This window comes from Pseudoblastomonas marina (genome assembly GCF_034374265.1).
Taxonomy (GTDB): Bacteria; Pseudomonadota; Alphaproteobacteria; order Sphingomonadales; family Sphingomonadaceae; genus Alteriqipengyuania_A; species Alteriqipengyuania_A marina.
Genome location: NZ_CP139718.1, coordinates 1,144,627 through 1,160,646 on the forward strand (window position 1 = coordinate 1,144,627; position 16,020 = coordinate 1,160,646).

Annotated in this window: 14 protein-coding genes; 5 read left to right on the plus strand and 9 right to left on the minus strand. The window is 63.3% G+C overall.

What is annotated here, in order from left to right:
* Positions 1–5: 5 nt before the first annotated feature.
* The 4 genes from ccoN to T8S45_RS05545 all read right to left on the minus strand — a co-directional run bounded on the left by ccoN (position 6) and on the right by T8S45_RS05545 (position 5,412).
* Positions 6–1,616 (minus strand): cytochrome-c oxidase, cbb3-type subunit I, encoded by a 1,611-nt coding sequence (gene ccoN, locus T8S45_RS05530; protein WP_188642009.1) that lies wholly within the window; start codon positions 1,614–1,616, stop codon positions 6–8.
* Positions 1,617–1,758: 142 nt separating this feature from the next.
* A complete protein-coding gene (locus T8S45_RS05535; protein WP_322294979.1) occupies positions 1,759–2,484 on the minus strand; it encodes a helix-turn-helix domain-containing protein in 726 nt (241 codons plus the stop codon).
* Between the two features lie 131 nt (positions 2,485–2,615).
* Positions 2,616–4,604 carry a putative bifunctional diguanylate cyclase/phosphodiesterase gene (locus T8S45_RS05540; RefSeq protein ID WP_322294980.1) on the minus strand — a complete coding sequence of 663 codons (1,989 nt, stop codon included), beginning with the start codon at positions 4,602–4,604 and terminating at the stop codon, positions 2,616–2,618.
* A gap of 154 nt (positions 4,605–4,758) precedes the next feature.
* Entirely contained in the window at positions 4,759–5,412 is a 654-nt protein-coding gene (locus T8S45_RS05545) for a GNAT family N-acetyltransferase (protein WP_322294981.1), read from the minus strand.
* Between the two features lie 151 nt (positions 5,413–5,563).
* On the opposite strand from T8S45_RS05545, the gene T8S45_RS05550 reads away from it, so the two are divergent.
* Entirely contained in the window at positions 5,564–6,166 is a 603-nt protein-coding gene (locus T8S45_RS05550) for an SDR family oxidoreductase (protein ID WP_322294982.1), read from the plus strand.
* A 111-nt stretch (positions 6,167–6,277) separates the two neighbouring features.
* On the opposite strand, the gene cueR is transcribed toward T8S45_RS05550, so the two are convergent.
* A complete protein-coding gene (gene cueR, locus T8S45_RS05555; protein ID WP_322294983.1) occupies positions 6,278–6,670 on the minus strand; it encodes a Cu(I)-responsive transcriptional regulator in 393 nt (130 codons plus the stop codon).
* Entirely contained in the window at positions 6,667–9,021 is a 2,355-nt protein-coding gene (locus tag T8S45_RS05560; RefSeq protein ID WP_407654930.1) for a heavy metal translocating P-type ATPase, read from the minus strand. The genes cueR and T8S45_RS05560 overlap by 4 nt, the downstream gene beginning before the upstream one ends.
* Before the next feature lie 205 nt (positions 9,022–9,226).
* On the opposite strand from T8S45_RS05560, the gene T8S45_RS05565 reads away from it, so the two are divergent.
* From T8S45_RS05565 to T8S45_RS05575, 3 genes are all read left to right on the plus strand, one after another.
* Positions 9,227–9,937 carry a VV20781 family protein gene (locus T8S45_RS05565; RefSeq protein WP_322294985.1) on the plus strand — a complete coding sequence of 237 codons (711 nt, stop codon included), beginning with the start codon at positions 9,227–9,229 and terminating at the stop codon, positions 9,935–9,937.
* A 123-nt stretch (positions 9,938–10,060) separates the two neighbouring features.
* Positions 10,061–11,104 carry a sensor histidine kinase gene (locus tag T8S45_RS05570; RefSeq protein WP_322294986.1) on the plus strand — a complete coding sequence of 348 codons (1,044 nt, stop codon included), beginning with the start codon at positions 10,061–10,063 and terminating at the stop codon, positions 11,102–11,104.
* A complete protein-coding gene (locus T8S45_RS05575) occupies positions 11,101–11,850 on the plus strand; it encodes a LytR/AlgR family response regulator transcription factor (protein WP_322294987.1) in 750 nt (249 codons plus the stop codon). The genes T8S45_RS05570 and T8S45_RS05575 overlap by 4 nt, the downstream gene beginning before the upstream one ends.
* 96 nt (positions 11,851–11,946) lie before the next feature.
* Here T8S45_RS05575 and T8S45_RS05580 read toward each other — a convergent pair whose 3' ends face one another.
* Complete coding sequence (locus tag T8S45_RS05580; protein WP_322294988.1) at positions 11,947–12,552, minus strand: outer membrane protein; 606 nt, start codon at positions 12,550–12,552, stop codon at positions 11,947–11,949.
* A 400-nt stretch (positions 12,553–12,952) separates the two neighbouring features.
* Between T8S45_RS05580 and T8S45_RS05585 the strand changes: the two genes are divergently transcribed.
* Complete coding sequence (locus T8S45_RS05585; RefSeq protein WP_322294989.1) at positions 12,953–13,555, plus strand: SDR family oxidoreductase; 603 nt, start codon at positions 12,953–12,955, stop codon at positions 13,553–13,555.
* A 137-nt stretch (positions 13,556–13,692) separates the two neighbouring features.
* Here T8S45_RS05585 and T8S45_RS05590 read toward each other — a convergent pair whose 3' ends face one another.
* A complete protein-coding gene (locus T8S45_RS05590) occupies positions 13,693–13,980 on the minus strand; it encodes a hypothetical protein (protein WP_322294990.1) in 288 nt (95 codons plus the stop codon).
* Between the two features lie 472 nt (positions 13,981–14,452).
* Positions 14,453–15,970, minus strand: a complete 1,518-nt coding sequence (locus T8S45_RS05595; protein WP_322294991.1) for a retropepsin-like aspartic protease — start codon at positions 15,968–15,970, stop codon at positions 14,453–14,455.
* Between the last annotated feature and the right edge of the window lie 50 nt (positions 15,971–16,020).

Genomic DNA, 16,020 nt, shown 5'->3' on the forward strand with positions numbered 1-16,020 from the left:
GGCTCCTATTCGGCAGGCACTGCGGCGGGACGATCGACGATCGGACGGTCGGCTTCGGGATCGTAGGACGCGTCGGTGAGCGGCTTTTCTTCGCGCAGCTTGCCCGCCAGCGTCATCCAGACATTGTAGCTCATGACCAGGGCACCGCCGAGGTAGAGGAGACCACCGAAGGCGCGCATGATGAACATTGGGTGGAGCGCGGCGACGGTGTCGGCGAAGCTGTTCACGAGGTAGCCGTCGGCCCCGTATTCACGCCACATCAGCCCTTGGGTGATGCCGGCCACCCACATGCTCGCGGCGTAGAAGACGATGCCCAGCGTCGCGAGCCAGAAGTGCCAGTTGATCATTCGCAGCGAATACATCCGCTCGCGCTTCCACAGCCGCGGGACGAGGTAGTAGACGCAGGCGAAGGTGATCAGGCCGTTCCAGCCGAGCGCGCCCGAATGGACGTGGCCGATGGTCCAGTCGGTGTAATGGGAGAGGCTGTTGACGCTCTTGATCGACAGCATCGGCCCTTCGAAAGTGCTCATGCCGTAGAAGGCCAGCGCCATCACCATCATGCGGATGATCGGATCGGTGCGGACCTTGTCCCACGCGCCGTTCAAGGTCATCAGCCCGTTGATCATCCCGCCCCAGCTGGGCATCCACAGCATCACCGAGAACACCATGCCGAGCGTCTGCGCCCAGTCGGGCAGCGCGGTGTAATGGAGGTGGTGCGGCCCGGCCCAGATGTAGAGGAAGATCAGCGACCAGAAGTGGATGATCGAAAGGCGGTAGGAATAGACCGGTCGCTCGGCCTGCTTCGGCACGTAATAGTACATCATCGCGAGGAAGCCGGCAGTCAGGAAGAAACCGACCGCGTTATGGCCGTACCACCATTGGACCAGCGCATCCTGCACGCCCGAGAAGAGGACGTAGCTCTGCGAGCCGACAAGGCTCACCGGGACGGCCAGGTTGTTGACGATATGGAGCATCGCGATCGTCACGATGAAGGCGAGATAGAACCAGTTCGCGACGTAGATATGCGGCTCGTGCCGGCGGATGATGGTGCCGATGAACACGATCGCGTAGGCAACCCAGACGATCGTCAGCCACAGATCGACATACCATTCGGGCTCGGCATATTCCTTCGACTGGGTGATCCCGAGCAGGTAACCGCTGGCCGCGAGGACGATAAACAGCTGGTAGCCCCAGAACACGAACCGCGCGAGCGAGGGAAAGGCCAGCTGGGTGCGGCAGGTGCGCTGGACGACATGGAAACTGGTCGCCAGCAGGGCGTTGCCGCCGAAGGCGAAGATCACTGCGCTGGTGTGCAGCGGCCGGACCCGCCCGAAATTGAGGTAGGGTTCGAAATTGAGCTGCGGAAAGGCCAGCTGCATCGCGATGAACAGGCCGGCAAGCAGCCCGACGACGCCCCAGAACATCGTCGCGACGACGCCCCAGCGGACGACGTCGTCATCGTAGCGGGAGGGTCCTTCGGGCATCTTGAAGAAGCTGCGACCACTGGTCACCGGATCGAACCGGACCGCACTCATCCACATCAGCGCGAAGGCGATCACGGCGACGATCGTAGCCTGCGCCGCGAAGGCGCGGTCGGCCGCGGTCGCAACCGCCATGACAGCCAGGATCGTGATAATGAACCAAAGGCCCGTGCGGGCTAAAGCCGATTCTGCTTGCACCAGATTCTCCGTCCGTTTTGCCAGCGGGTAGGACCGGGCGCCCCGCGCTTCATTGATCCATGTCAAATTGAATGAATTTTCATGCCGCGACCGGCAGATGCCCCGCTCTCGCATCGAGCCCGGCGAGATCGTGCAGCTTGACGATCGACCGACCGGAGGTATCGAGCAGCCCGAGATCGCGCAGCTCGCCGAACTGGCGGCTGACGGTTTCGATCGTCAGGCCGAGGCTGTCGGCGATGTCGCGGCGCGACATGGGAAGGTCCAGCACGCAACCGCCGTCCTGCGGCGCGCCGATCCGTTCGGCCATGATCGTGAGAAAGCTCGCGACGCGTTCCTGCGCGGATTTGCGCCCCAGGATGATCGATTTCTCGCGACTTCGGTCGAGCGCCCGCAACGCCCGCTGCAACACCTCGTTGAGCAGGCCCGCCTCCGCGCGCGCTGCCAGCATGAAGGCCGCGGCCGGAAAAGTGACGAGCGCGCATGGCTGCAAGGCGACGAGAGTATAGGCATGCGCGGCGCGCGCCGGCACCGAAACGAGATCTCCGGCAAAGTGAAACGCCACGATCTGTTCGCGCCCGTGCGTGGCATGGGCGACCAGCTTGGTTGCTCCGCTGGCGACGAAGACGATCTGGTCCTCTCCCGTCTTTGCCAAGGGCGCCTTCCCGGTCGCGGCGCCATCGAACCGCGCCAGCGAGCGGAATCGCGCAAATGCCCGGTCGCTGATTCCGCACGGCAGGATCGCCGAAGCGAAGCGATCGAACTGTTCACTCGTTGTCGACAAGCCGGGGTTGTGGTCGCTGCTCATGGCCTGCGGATAGGACCAGCGCAGCACCACGTCCTTGATTTGCGTCAAACGCCCGTCGCTCCGCACGAACCCGCCCGCGCCAATTGCAACGCGCACACCGCTTGCGACCAACTCGCGGCGTGGATTCCCGGCTAGCTTGCGTTCGAGAGGCGCCGCAACTTGATGGGAGACGGCTCTCCACCGAAGCCGAGCGTCTCCAACATGGCTTCGCTCGTGCTCGGCTTTCCGAGACAATAGCCTTGGACGAAATCGCAACCCATCGCCTGCGCGATTTGGAGCTGCTCGTTGGTCTCGACATGTTCGGCGACGCATTTCGCGCCCGCCGCATGGCACAAATTCACGAGTCCGAGCAGGATCTGCCGCGATCGTTCGCTCTCGAGGACGTTCTCGAGAAGTGAGCCGTCGAGCTTGATCGTGTCGAACGACAGCTCGCGCAGATAGGCCACCGACGCATAGCCCGATCCGAAATCGTCGAGCGCGATGACGAAGCCGTGATCCGACAGCTTCTTCAACTCCCTCTCGGCGAATCCGAGATCGGCCAGGATCGCCGTCTCCGTCACTTCGAACTGGATCCGCTGCGGCGCCATCCCGTGTTTCTCGACGATGCGGATGATCCGTTCGGAGGCAGCCGAGCGCCCCAGCTGGACGGCACTGAGATTGAACGACAGCGAAAGGTCTTCGGGCCAGTGCGTCGCGATCGAAACGGCTTTCTCGAACAGGCTTTCGTTCAGGCGATCGATCTCGCCGAGGTCTTCGGCCACGCGAATGAACTCGTCGGGGGTCACGAGGCCCAAGTCCAGGCTGTTCCAGCGCGCGAGGGCCTCCGCGAAGACGGGGGCCTCGGTCTCGATCTCGAAGATCGGCTGGAAATGAATCTCCATCTCGTCGATGGCGGCTCCGGAAAGGATCAGCGTCTCGATTTTCGTGCGTCTCTGATCGGCCTCGAACTGGGGTAGATCATAGAGATGCCAGGTACCTCTCTTCGATGCCTTCGCCTTGTAGAGCGCCGAGTCCGCCTGGCGGAAGAACTCGCTCTCCGACCAGCTGAACGGTCCTGCCTCGGTAACCCCGCAGGAAGCGCCCACGATCAGTTCCTTGTTTTCCCATTCGACGGGTTCACCGGCCAGGCTGCAGATCTTCTCGGCCGCCGCTGCGAGTCCTTCTTTCGGCAAGCCGTTCGGCCAGAAGACCGCGAATTCGTCACCCCCCAGGCGAGCCACGAGCGCCTGATCGCCGAATGCCTGCGTCAGCCGCCCGGCATATTCCCTGAGGATCGCGTCACCTGCGGCATGCCCGAAAGCATCGTTCGCGGACTTGAACCCGTCGAGATCGCAGATGGCGAGCACGCTTCCACCGCCCGAAATCGGACCGCGAACGATGGATTTCTCGATTTCCTTCACCAGCCGCCCGCGATTGGCGAGGCCGCTCAAGGCGTCTTCGTCCGCGCGCTTGATCGCGTCGAGCTCCGCCACGACGGCCCGGTTGCGCTCGCGGACGATCGCGATCTGGCCATGAACGAGGCGCGACAGGGCAAGTCCATGTTCGTGCAACAGCCAGGTCACGAGCAGGAGGACGAGCACCAGGCTCACCGCAACCCCTCGCATCGAGGCATTGCCCATCGCGAACAGGCGCACGGCGACCGGGATCCCCAGGATCAGCAACGGAATCACCGCCGCCCGCGGGAAACTGGCCAGGCCATAGGCCGCCCCGAGCGCCGCAAGCACGCTGTAGAGCAGGATCGTCATCGTCTCGTCGGGATATCCGGTGATCAGCGACTGCGCCCAGATCGAGAAACCGAAACTCAGGATGACGGTGAACACCACCATCTTGATGAGTTCCCGGCGGATCTTGGCGAAATCCTCGATCGGCTTCTGGAACACGATCCAGTAGATCATTCGGCCGAGGAGAATGCCCGACAGCAGCGTGATCGGCGAGAGCCACCGGAGTTCGTCGCCGTTGGTCGCGACATGCATGCCGATCAGATTGACGAGAGCCACCGCGTAGAGCAGCGGGATCTGCCGCCGCAGGTTCTCGAACGTCCCCACAATCTGTTCGCGCTGCTCGCGCAAGCTCTTCGCCGGAAAGAGAAATTGCAGGACCCAATGCATCTGGTCCGCCATATACGCGAGAAATAGTTTTTTGGTTAAAATTGGGGTCGATAGTTATCCTTCTAGATGAGTTTGTTGCGTGGCAGCGAGGCCTTGAAGTGCTCTCCTAGCGAAATGTCGAAATCGACCGAGCGCAGGCATTCAAGGCAGTCGAGCGGCGCGCGGCTCACGCCTCGCCGGCTTCGAACGCTGCGAACACGTCCGCTATTCCAGGTACGTCCGACACCTCCCGGAGCGATGCGAGGGCCGGCTCGATCTCGATATCGAAGATGGTGACGCCGCTTTCCCGATGCACGTGGTCCGCGCCCAGCGACTTGGCGAGCAGGATGGCCGCCCTGTTCTCGGGCAGGATGTGCACGGTGAGCTTTTCGAGGTCCTCGCGGCGGCAATCGAGCAGCAGCACCGTCGACAGCAACCTGGCGATGCCGCGCCCCTGATATTCGTCGATCACCGTGACGGAGAATTCGGCCTGCCCGGGATCGTCCGCGTCGCGAAACGCATGGACCACTCCGAGCGCAGGTTGCCCCGGTTCATCGCTGGCAATCGCACCCCACGCGATATGATCGTGTCCGTCGACATCGAGCAGTGCGTCGATCACGTGCTGGGGCGGCTGACGCATGCCCGAGAAGAAACGCAGGTAGCGCGACTCCGTCGACAGCTTGGCGATGCCTTGGGTTAGACGCTGCTCGTCGTCCTTCCGAACCGTCCGGATGCACACCGCAGTGCCGTCATTCAGCCGCGTATGAATGATCATGCCGCCACTCGTGTCCCGATCTGCGCGCCCCTCGATGATGATGCGCGAGATCGTCCGGCCGATCAACTCACCCGAGCGCTGCCTTGGTCGTCGCGCGGGTCGTCGCAGCCGCGCACCGTCTGCCCGCAGGCGCTGCAACCTCGCGCCGTCCCATCGATTGATGGAATGTACCCGCGCCCGCAATGGGCCGCGACCCATTCAAACAGGGAACGACACCATGAATATCCTGATCGCCGGCGCGACCGGCAACACCGGCGCCCGCCTCGTCCGCAAGCTGAAAGACGGTGGTCACACGCCGATTGCGATGCATCGCGCGTCTTCGGACACCAGCGTCCTGCCCGATGATGTGAGCCTGCGCGAAGCCGACCTCACCGACCTGCCCGACGATGTCTGCGCGGATGCCGACGTCGTGGTGTTCGCCGCCGGATCGGGGGGTGATACCGACGAGGAGATGACCCGCAAGGTCGATCGCGACGGGGCCATGCGTTTGATCGACATCGCGGCCGAACAAGGGGTACGACGCTTCGTGATGCTGAGTTCGGTCGGGGCCGGCGATCCCGACCCAGAGTCCGATCTCGCCCCTTATCTCGAAGCCAAGCATGCAGCCGACGAGCACCTCAAGCGCTCGGGCCTCGACTTCACGATCGTGCGCCCGGTCGCGCTCACCGACGACGGCGAAACCGGCAATCTCCGGTTGGGCGACGATGTCGACCCGCAAGGCAAGGCCGCGCGCGGCGATGTGGCGGCTATCATGGCGCGTGCCGTGGGCGACGACCTGTTGGCAGGAAAGACATTCCTGCTGGAGACGGTCTACGACTGACGCGGAGCCGGACCGAATGCCGGTTGCGGATGGCAGTGGTAGAAGTCTCTTCCTCCCTCGCAGGGGAAAGACTTCATCGCCAATATTGCAGATGTCGCTCGCCCGGATCGATCAGTTCTGGCCAGCCATGACGTCGATGATCGGACATCCGGGCCGATCGTCGCCATGGCAGTTCTCGGCAAGGTGCAGCAGGCTCGATCGCATGGCCGAGAGCGCTTGGGCTTTCCGCCCCAGTTCTTCGGCCTTGGCCAAGGCAAGCGACTTCACCTGGGCGCTCGCACGGTGCTCGTCTCCCCACAGGTCGAGCAGTTCGCCGATTTCCTGCATCGTGAAGCCAAGGTCGCGCGCGTTGGCGATGAAATTGAGGCGCTGCACGTCGGCATCGGAATAGTCGCGATAGCCACTGTCCCGGCGCAAGGGCGCCGGGATCAGGCCGATCTTCTCATAATGTCGGATCATTCGTTCGGAGATCCCCGACTTCTTCGCTGCGCTTCCGATGTTCAAATCCTGGCCCTCCTCAAGCGGAGCGAATTGGCGATCACGCTCACCGACGACAGGGACATGGCGGCCGCCGCGATCACGGGTGAAAGCAGGATCCCGAAATGCGGGTAGAGAATTCCCGCAGCTATCGGAACTCCGAGCGCATTGTAGCCGAAGGCGAAGACGAGGTTCTGGCGGATATTCGCCATCGTCTTTGCACTGAGCGTGCGAGCGCGCGTGATGCTCGTCAGGTCGCTGTTGAGCAAGGTCACCCCTGCACTCTCGATCGCCACATCCGTCCCGCCGCCCATGGCGATGCCGACATCGGCCGCGGCGAGCGCGGGGGCGTCGTTCACTCCGTCGCCGGCCATGGCGACGATGCGGCCCTTATGTCGCAGCTTCTCGACGACGTCCTTTTTCTGGTCGGGCAGCACGTCGGCTTCGACCATTTCGATCCCCAGCCTGCGGGCGACCGCCATGGCGGTGCGGCGATTGTCGCCGGTCAACATGACCACCGTCACCCCATCGGCCCGAAGCGACGCGAGCGCCTCGGGCGTGGTCGGCCTCACCCGATCCGCAACGGCGACCACCCCGGCCGGCGCGCCATCGATGGCCACGAGTACAGCTGTCGCACCATCATCGCGAAAGGCATCGGCACGATCCGAAAGCTCCGCAACCTCGATTCCGCGTTCGGCCAGCATGAGGGCATTGCCGATGACGACTTCGCGACCTTCGACGGTGGCCTGCACACCCTTGCCGGTGGGCGAGGTGAAGTCGCTCGCCTGGGGGATGTCGATCGACCGGCGGTCGGCTTCTCTCAGGATCGCCTCTGCCAACGGGTGTTCGGAGGCCTGCTCGACCGCTGCGACGAGGCGGAGCAGGACATCCTCCCCGATCTCGCCGATCGCTTCGACCGCCACCACCGAGGGTCTCCCTTCGGTCAGCGTTCCGGTCTTGTCGACGACCAGCGTGTCGACCTTCTCGAGACGTTCGAGGGCTTCGGCGTTCTTCACCAGCACGCCGAGTTCCGCGCCGCGTCCGACGCCGACCATGATCGACATCGGCGTGGCCAGGCCGAGGGCACAGGGACAGGCGATGATCAGGACCGCGACGGCCGCAACCAGGCCGTGGGCCAATCGCGGCTCGGGGCCGAACACGGCCCACGCAGCGAAGGCCGCCACGGCGATCACGAGGATGAGCGGCACGAACCATCCCGCCACCTGGTCGGCGAGCCGCTGGATCGGCGCACGCGAACGCTGTGCCTCGGCCACCATCTGGACGATCCGCGACAGCAGCGTGTCGCGGCCGACTTTCTCGGTGACCATGACCAGGGTGCCCGTGCCATTGATCGTTCCCCCGATGACGGTATCGCCAACCGCCTTGGCAACGGGAATGGGCTCCCCGGTGACCATGGCTTCGTCGACCGCCGATGATCCTTCGGTCACCGAACCGTCGACCGGGATCTTCTCTCCTGGACGGATACGGAGCACGTCGCCGATCACGAGCTCCTCGATCGCGACTTCCCGATCTCCTTCGGGGGTCACCATCCGCGCCGTCTGCGGAGCGAGTCCGAGGAGGGCCTTGAGCGCGTCGGAGGTGCGTTCGCGCGCGCGCAGCTCGAGCACCTGCCCCAGGAGGACCAGCACGGTGATCACCGCCGCCGCCTCGAAATAGACCGCTACCGACCCATCATGGGCCCTGAACGCCGCCGGGAAGACCTGCGGCGCGAATATGGCGACGACGCTGTAAATCCAGGCCACGCCCGTCCCCAACGCGATGAGCGTGAACATGTTGAGGTTGCGGGTGCGGATCGAGTCGGCAGCTCGCACGAAGAACGGCCACCCGGCCCACAGGACGACCGGTGTCGCCAAGGCAAACTGTATCCACCCCGAGAGTCCCATCGGAACAAGCTGGTGAATCTGGGAGAACATGTGCCCGCCCATCTCCAGGACGAAGACGGGCAGCGCCATCGCCAGGCCGATCCAGAACCGGCGGGTCATGTCGACCAGTTCCTCGCTCGGCCCGGCATTCGGATCGACCAGTTCCGGTTCCAGGGCCATGCCGCAGATCGGGCACGATCCCGGATGATCCTGCCTTATCTCCGGATGCATCGGGCAGGTCCACATGGTTCCCTCCGGCGCATCTTTCTCCTCGACCGCTGGGCGATCGCTCAGCCAGCGCTCCGGATCGGAGATGAATTTCTCGCGGCAATGGCCGCTGCAGAAATGGAATTCCTGCCCGGCGTGGTCGGCGTGATGCGGGGTTGCCGCCGGATCGACGGTCATCCCGCAGACAGGGTCGATAGCTTGGGCGGCGCCGTGTTCGGCGTGCGAATTTGCACCATGGCGATGGTGGCAACGATCGTGATCTTGCATCGGCGTTTCTCCTTGGCCGATGACACATATGAACCCTGACATCGTGTCAGGGTCAAGCGTAATCAGTGGGCGAAGGACATCTTCGTCGCAGGATCGTCCAAGTTCAGCGACGGATCCTCCTCATCGCGAGTGAAAAAGGGAAATGTCGAGCTCGCCTCCATGCTCGCCATCCCGGCCCAGCAGGGCTTCGCTGAAGGTTTGCCCGATGCGCATACTCCAGTTGTTGATTCCCGTAACGTTGCTCGGCGCCTGTTCGATCGTCGAACCGGCGCGGATGCGACTGCCGAGCGATCTTGCCGAGACCTCGGTCCGACAGCCCTTTGCCGGTATCGGCGGCGGCACCCGCGGCCGCTTCGAAGTCGGCGCATATCACGGTTCGTTCACGCGGTCCGAACGGCGGCTCGCGGTCTTCGATGTCTTCGTGAAGAATCATGGGCACACGTCATTCGTGATGTCCGGACCCGCCATCGGCAGCACGATCGAAGCCGCCTGCAAGGTGAGCGAGAAGCGTATCGACCTCGGCATCGCCGAGTTCGAAACACGACCAATGGCCTATCGCTGCGATTTCACCGCTGATGGACGCCCCTTCCCGGCCCGCTTCGAACTCCAGGAAGTCCGGCGCGGACTCGGCGGAGCGTTGTCGCGGCGCGAGCGGCACGGCGAGATTGCGCTGGGCGGTGAAACGGTGCAAATTCGCTCGATCCACAGACTTGACGGGTCGCCGATCGAAATGGCCAATCCCATCGGATACGTTTTCGAGCAGGAGGGCGAGCCGGTCGGAGCGGTCGAGCTCAACGGTGCGCCCGTATTGTTCCTCGCAGATGGCCGCGACAGCGGGCTTGCACGGACGATTACCGTGGCGGCCACGAGCCTGGCGGTCTTCTGGGACCCGGCCAACAGCGCGCTGGACGACTAGATGGCCAGCATCCCCTCCGTTCCTGTCTTGCCACACGAGCCCACCCGGAATGGCGCCATAGCGCCTCAGCTTCTTGGATTGTCCCTCACGCGGCAACGGCGGCGCACGCTGGGATTGATCGCGTTGATCTGGTTCGCCTGCGGGACGTTGTATCTCCTGCCCTATATCCTGCGCGGCAATGACGGCTTCGACCTGCCTGCCGTGCTGTCCCATTACAGCGTCTCGGCGGTCGGGCTTGGATTTTCGTTTCTGCTGCTGGGGCTGACGACACGGTTCCGGACGATGGGCAAGACGGTCGGTTTCGCTAGTTCGGCGCTGGCTGTTCTGCTGCTCGCCGGGACGCTCGCTGCTGTAGATATTGCCCTGTTCGACGGGATCCATGCTTTCTTCGGACGCGAACATGGCGCCAGTGTTGCCTATGCCGTCAAATGGTCCGGGAATTTCGCGATATTCGTCTCGCAATACTCGTTGATCGCGGTCGCGTTCTGGACGCTCGAAACGCTCGAGGCACACCGCTTGCAGCAATGGGAATTGCAGGAGGCACGCACGCAGGCTGCCCAAGCCCAGTCGCTCGCGAACCGCGCGAAGCTGTCCGCGCTGCGTTACCAGCTCAACCCGCACTTCCTGTTCAACACGCTCAATTCGATCTCGTCGCTCGTGGTCACGAAGCGCAATGCGGATGCGGAGTTGATGCTCACCAGTCTTTCGGAGTTCCTCCGCACGACCCTGGCGGGCGATCCCAATGCCCCGCAAACGCTCGAGGGAGAACTCGAGACGATCGATGCCTATCTGGGGCTCGAGCGGATCCGGTTCGGCGACCGGCTCGATCTCAGCATCGACTGCCCTCCGTCGTTGCGCGATGCGCAGCTGCCGCATTTCCTGCTGCAACCGCTGGTCGAGAACGCGGTCAAGCATGGGCTTGCGCCGAGCGAAACGAAGGTATCCATCGCGATTTCGGCACGCGCGCAAGGGACCGAACTCGTCGTCGCCGTGGAGAACGATTGTTCGGTTTGCAACGCCTCCGAAGGCGGCACCGGCGTGGGATTGCGCAATGTCCGCGACCGCCTCGAAGCCGTCTATGGCCATGAAGGCAGGCTGGAGACGATCCAGCGCGAAGCCGGCTTTATCGCCATCGTCCGCTTGCCGCTGGAATTTCCTTCGGAATGACCCTGCGCCTGCTCATCGTCGACGACGAAGCACTCGCCGTCGATCGGTTGCGCGAACTCCTCGGCGCCATCGAAGATGTCGAAATCGTGGGCACGGCCAGCAATGCGCGCGACGCAGGTGCCGCCATCGCCAGCCTGAGGCCGGACCTCGTGCTCCTGGACATCCAGATGCCCGGAGGCAGCGGGATGAGCCTTGCCTCCGATCTGCCGCAAGACGAACGACCCGAAATCGTGTTCGTCACGGCCTTCGAAAACTTTGCCCCCGATGCCTTCGCAGTGGATGCGGCGGACTACCTGCTCAAGCCGGTGCGGTTCGATCGCCTGCGGCAGGCCATAATCCGCGCCCGACGCCGGATCGATCTGGTAGCCGCCGCGGCGCGTGGCGAAGCACTGACCGGCGAACCCGACACGTTCGTTCGCGAGATATGGGTGGCAGTGCGCGAGGGACAGGCGCGGCTCGATGTCGACCAGATCGAATGGATCGAAGCCGCAAAGGACTACGTGCTGCTTCACACCGCGACCCGCAGCTACCTGCACCGCATCTCGATGAACGCGCTCGAAACGGCGCTCGATCCCAAGGCACTGATGCGGGTTCATCGCTCGGCCTTCGTGAGACCGAGCCTAGTCGAGCGGATCGAACGACCAGGCAAGGGCGGCGTGAACCTGGTCCTGCGCGACGGCGTCGCCGTCCAGGTCGGGCCGAGTTATGTCAAGGAAGTGCTGAAAGTCTTCGGCCGCGCGGCTTGATCGCCGAGCCGGATCCTTTGTCGCAAGAAAAAGCCCGCCCGGCTTTCACCGGGCGGGCGTGCTTCCGAGGTCCAGGGGGGATGGACGGGGTTTGCCTCAGAAGCGGAGGCCGGCGGTCAGCATGACCTGGTGACGGCTCGTTTCCAGTTCGGTGTCCGAAAACGACCCGTAATCGGAGTAACGGTATTCGAGGCGCGCGAAGGGCTGCCCCAGGTCGAGTTCGACACCCGCGCCGAGGCGGAAACCATTGACGGTATCGCTTTCCGAGACGGTTTCGTCGTCGAGGGTGTAGGTCGCCGAAATGCGCTGGTTCGAATAGCCGCCCTTGGCAAACAGCATCACCTTGTCCGACACCGGGAAGCCGACACGCAGGCCGGCATAGAGATCGCGGCCGACGGACAGGGTCAGTTCGTCACCCTCTTCGAGGATGTCGGTTCCGGTGGCGCTGACCGAACTTTCGGTCACTTCGCCTTCGACGCCGACGACCAGCCCGCCGAGGTTGAAATCGTAGCCGAACGCGAGGCCATAGACGGCGCCGTCTTCCGCTTCGCTGTCTTCTTCGGTGCCGGCATCGAAATTGTCGTAACCGGCGGTGGCCGCGACCCACGGACCGGTGAACGCTCCTGCGTCCTGGCAGAAGGCGGGTGCGGCAAAACCGAGCGAACCGACGAACATCGCGGTCGCAAGTAGAGTAGTCTTCATTTCATCAATCCCTAACTTGGTGACGCATTCGTCACGGATTCTCGAAACGCCGAGGAATTCGGTGCTCCGGGAATCGCAATGGGATTTCGGCGCAGTTTTGGCGCGCCCCCGTAGCCAAGGTCGGTCCGATCGTCGCCCAAAGGCCGGATCCGCGACGAAGCCGGACTTTCCGGCGACGAAACCGACCCGTTCCAGCGCGCGAGGACGGTCAGAGGATCGAAAGCGGCGAAGGAACTCGCCCTCCGACCCGCACACCATCCCGGGCGGACACGGTCCGGACGGCCCGCCGCAATCGCGCACCGCCTGCCCGCACATGCGGCAACTTCTTGTCCGGTCGGCCATTGATGGGGCGTACCAGGCCCGCACGGGGCCGCGACCCAATCGAACAGGGACTGACAGTATGAATATCCTGATCGCCGGCGCGACCGGCAACACCGGCGCCCGCATCGTCCGCAAGCTCAATGACGGCGGCCACACTCCGATCGCGATGCATCGAGCATCTTCCGACACGAGCGTGCTGCCCGAGGACACGCAGCTGCGCGAAGCCGACCTGACGAACCTGCCCGACGATGTCTGCGCGGATGCCGACGTCGTCGTGTTCGCCGCGGGTTCGGGCGGCGACACAGACGAGGAGATGACCCGCAAGGTCGATCGCGACGGGGCCAAGCGGTTGATCGATCTCGCCGCCGGCAAGGGGGTCCGACGCTTCGTGATGCTCAGTTCGGTCGGAGCCGGCGATCCCGACCCCGATTCCGATCTCGCGCACTATCTCGAAGCCAAGCACGATGCCGACGAGCACCTGAAGCGCTCGGGACTCGAATACACCATCGTGCGCCCGGTTGCGCTCACCGACGAGGGCGAAACGGGCAATGTTCGGCTGGGAGACGATGTCGACCCGCAAGGCAAGGCCGCCCGCGGCGACGTGGCGGCAATCATGGCGCGCGCCGTCGGCGAGGACCTAATGGCGAGAAAGGTCTTCCTGCTGGAGACGGTCTACGATTGATGGAGGCGGGGCCTTGGCCGCTACCGGTCCGGCAACTTGTAGCGGAGAAGCGACTTGGCTGCCCATATCACCAAACAGCTGCTGCGCTCCGCAGGGGGCGACCGAGATTGCCGATCGCCCCCAACAGAAATGTCCGATCAACCGTTCTGTAAGTTGCGGATATAGGCCACGCAATCACCTCGGTTGCGGAAGCCCAAGATGGTATAGATCGGCGTGCCTTCTAGCGCACGGCAGGTGCGCGGTGCCTGGCTGCGAATTGACCCGACGCAGTCTCCAATCGATTCATAACCAGCAATGTCATAGAATTGCTTGCATGCGTCTACCAGCGTGCTCGCCCCCTGTGCCGAAACGGCCGTGGGCACCGCGACGATCGATGCAGAGCCGGCCAGGGCAACGGAGGCGGCGATTGAGACCAATTTTCTCATGATTTCTCTCCTCGGGCGGGCGGCATTCTGGAACCCAAAGAACCCCCTGTTCATTGGAAATCGCCACCCCGGCCGCCAGTAATCGCCCGCAAAGTCGGATACTCGACTAAGCGTTTCCGAGGTAGCGACCACTTAATTCCAATCAGCCGTCAATTGGTTAATTTTGAATAACCCGGAGTCAAGCAATTCATGCAGCGCCATTCACTAGCTCATTATTTAATGCTAATATTTTGATTGAAAGCGGAGAACGTTGCGGAATTATATTTCGATAATCTGTATAAATGTTTTTACGCAGTGCAGCTATTGATTGCTGCACGCAGCGATTATGTTATACAAGCGACTCGGCCCCGCACCGAAAATGCGATGGGAATTTGCTGCCTGAAGGTTTGGAAATGGTAGTGGAGGAGCGCCCCGCCCCCCGACACGCGGAATTGGGCTCGCTTGTTCGCTCGAGGCAGCCGATCGATCCCTCTTAGCGAACCGGCACCAAGCGAACATTGTTGCCGAATTGCTGCCGAAGCGCGTCAACAAGCGGACCGCGATGATCGGCACCTACCGCGAAGAGGATCCTCCCGCCGCCTCCCGGTCTCGTCCTGCGGAAAAGGGCTACGGCAGCCATCGCGTTCAGGCTGATCCGACGGTCTCTCTCCGCATAGAATTCAGTCAGCCGGGCGAACTGCGATCCTTCGAGCAACTCGGCGAGCGCCAGATAATATGCCGAGGTCGCGAGATCATACTGCCCGTCGTTCAACGAGGCTGCGGTTGCGCCCTCTAGAATTCGCCGCTGGCGCGCCTGCGCTTCCTCGACCTTGGGTGAGCGCAGCGCATCGTCCTGCGCAAGCTGACGTTGAAGGCGGGTAATCGGACTCAGGTCGCGCCAGTAATTCTCGGGGACTGGGCGCCCCTCGAGATCTTCGCCCAACCAGTCGATACCCACGATGCGATCCGAATAGCGGAGTGCAAGCTCGCGCATCTCGAGCGGATAGTTGCGCGCGAGATAGTCCTCGCCGCGGTCGAGATCCTCCTGCCTGATCTCCGTACCCACGAGGTCGGGGGCGAACGCCGCGACCAGCGAGTAGAAATCCTCATAGGAGTAGCGCGGATTATCGGCATGGCCTCCATGCATGGTCGCGACCACCATGACTTCCACGGGAGGCTTTTCGCTCTTCTCCCGTTCACGCAACCAAACCTGCCGGTTCGGAAAGTCCGTGACGATCAGGAAATTGCGAAGGAGGCCCACACCGACATTCGCCGCGACCTGCAGGTTCTCGGATATGTGAGCTCGCACGTTATGGAAGGTTTTCCCGGCAATGGTCAGTTGCGGGACGCGAACCACAAGGCGCCCCACGCCGCCACCTATGCCGCCCCCGGGTTCGACCCCCACCGGCTCGAGACCGAGATCGCGAGCCAGCGCCGGCGAGACAAGGAGCCCGGTCCCATTGCCGAGGTCGAAATCGGCCCGAACCACGTTGCTCTCGCCAAACGTCACCGGGATCGTCTCGATACCGTGCGCGGCTTCAAGCTGCAGCGGTTCGCCGGCGGTTGCGGCGCCTTCCGCGAGCCATTCGATCGTACCGCCCTCGATGTCGATCCAAAGCGGCCCCTGGTCGAAGAACTCGCGTCCAAGAATGACAGGTACGGCCGAACCCACCAGGCGGCGCTCGATGTCCGACAGATCCATCACCGCCACCAGCGGGAGATCGATCTTGCGGCCGAGCGCATTGAGCCACACTCTTTCGACGAGGCTCGCGGTGGTTGTTGCCGCGCCGGTTCCCCGGGCTGCGACCTCCTCACCGCCGCCAAGCCCGATTTCATCGGCAAGGGGCTGGTTGATGACCGTCAGCTCGGCTCCGCTGTCGAGCAGGGCGACCGTATCGGTTCCCTCGACCTCGATCGCGAGGAAAAGCCGATCGCCTCGGACGACGAGATCCTGGGCCTGGGCGCCAATCGATGTGCACAACGCTATTAAAGCGAGCAGAATCCGGGTCATCTGGCGGACCTAGCCCCGGTTATTCACCGGGCAACGGGCAATCGACCAAC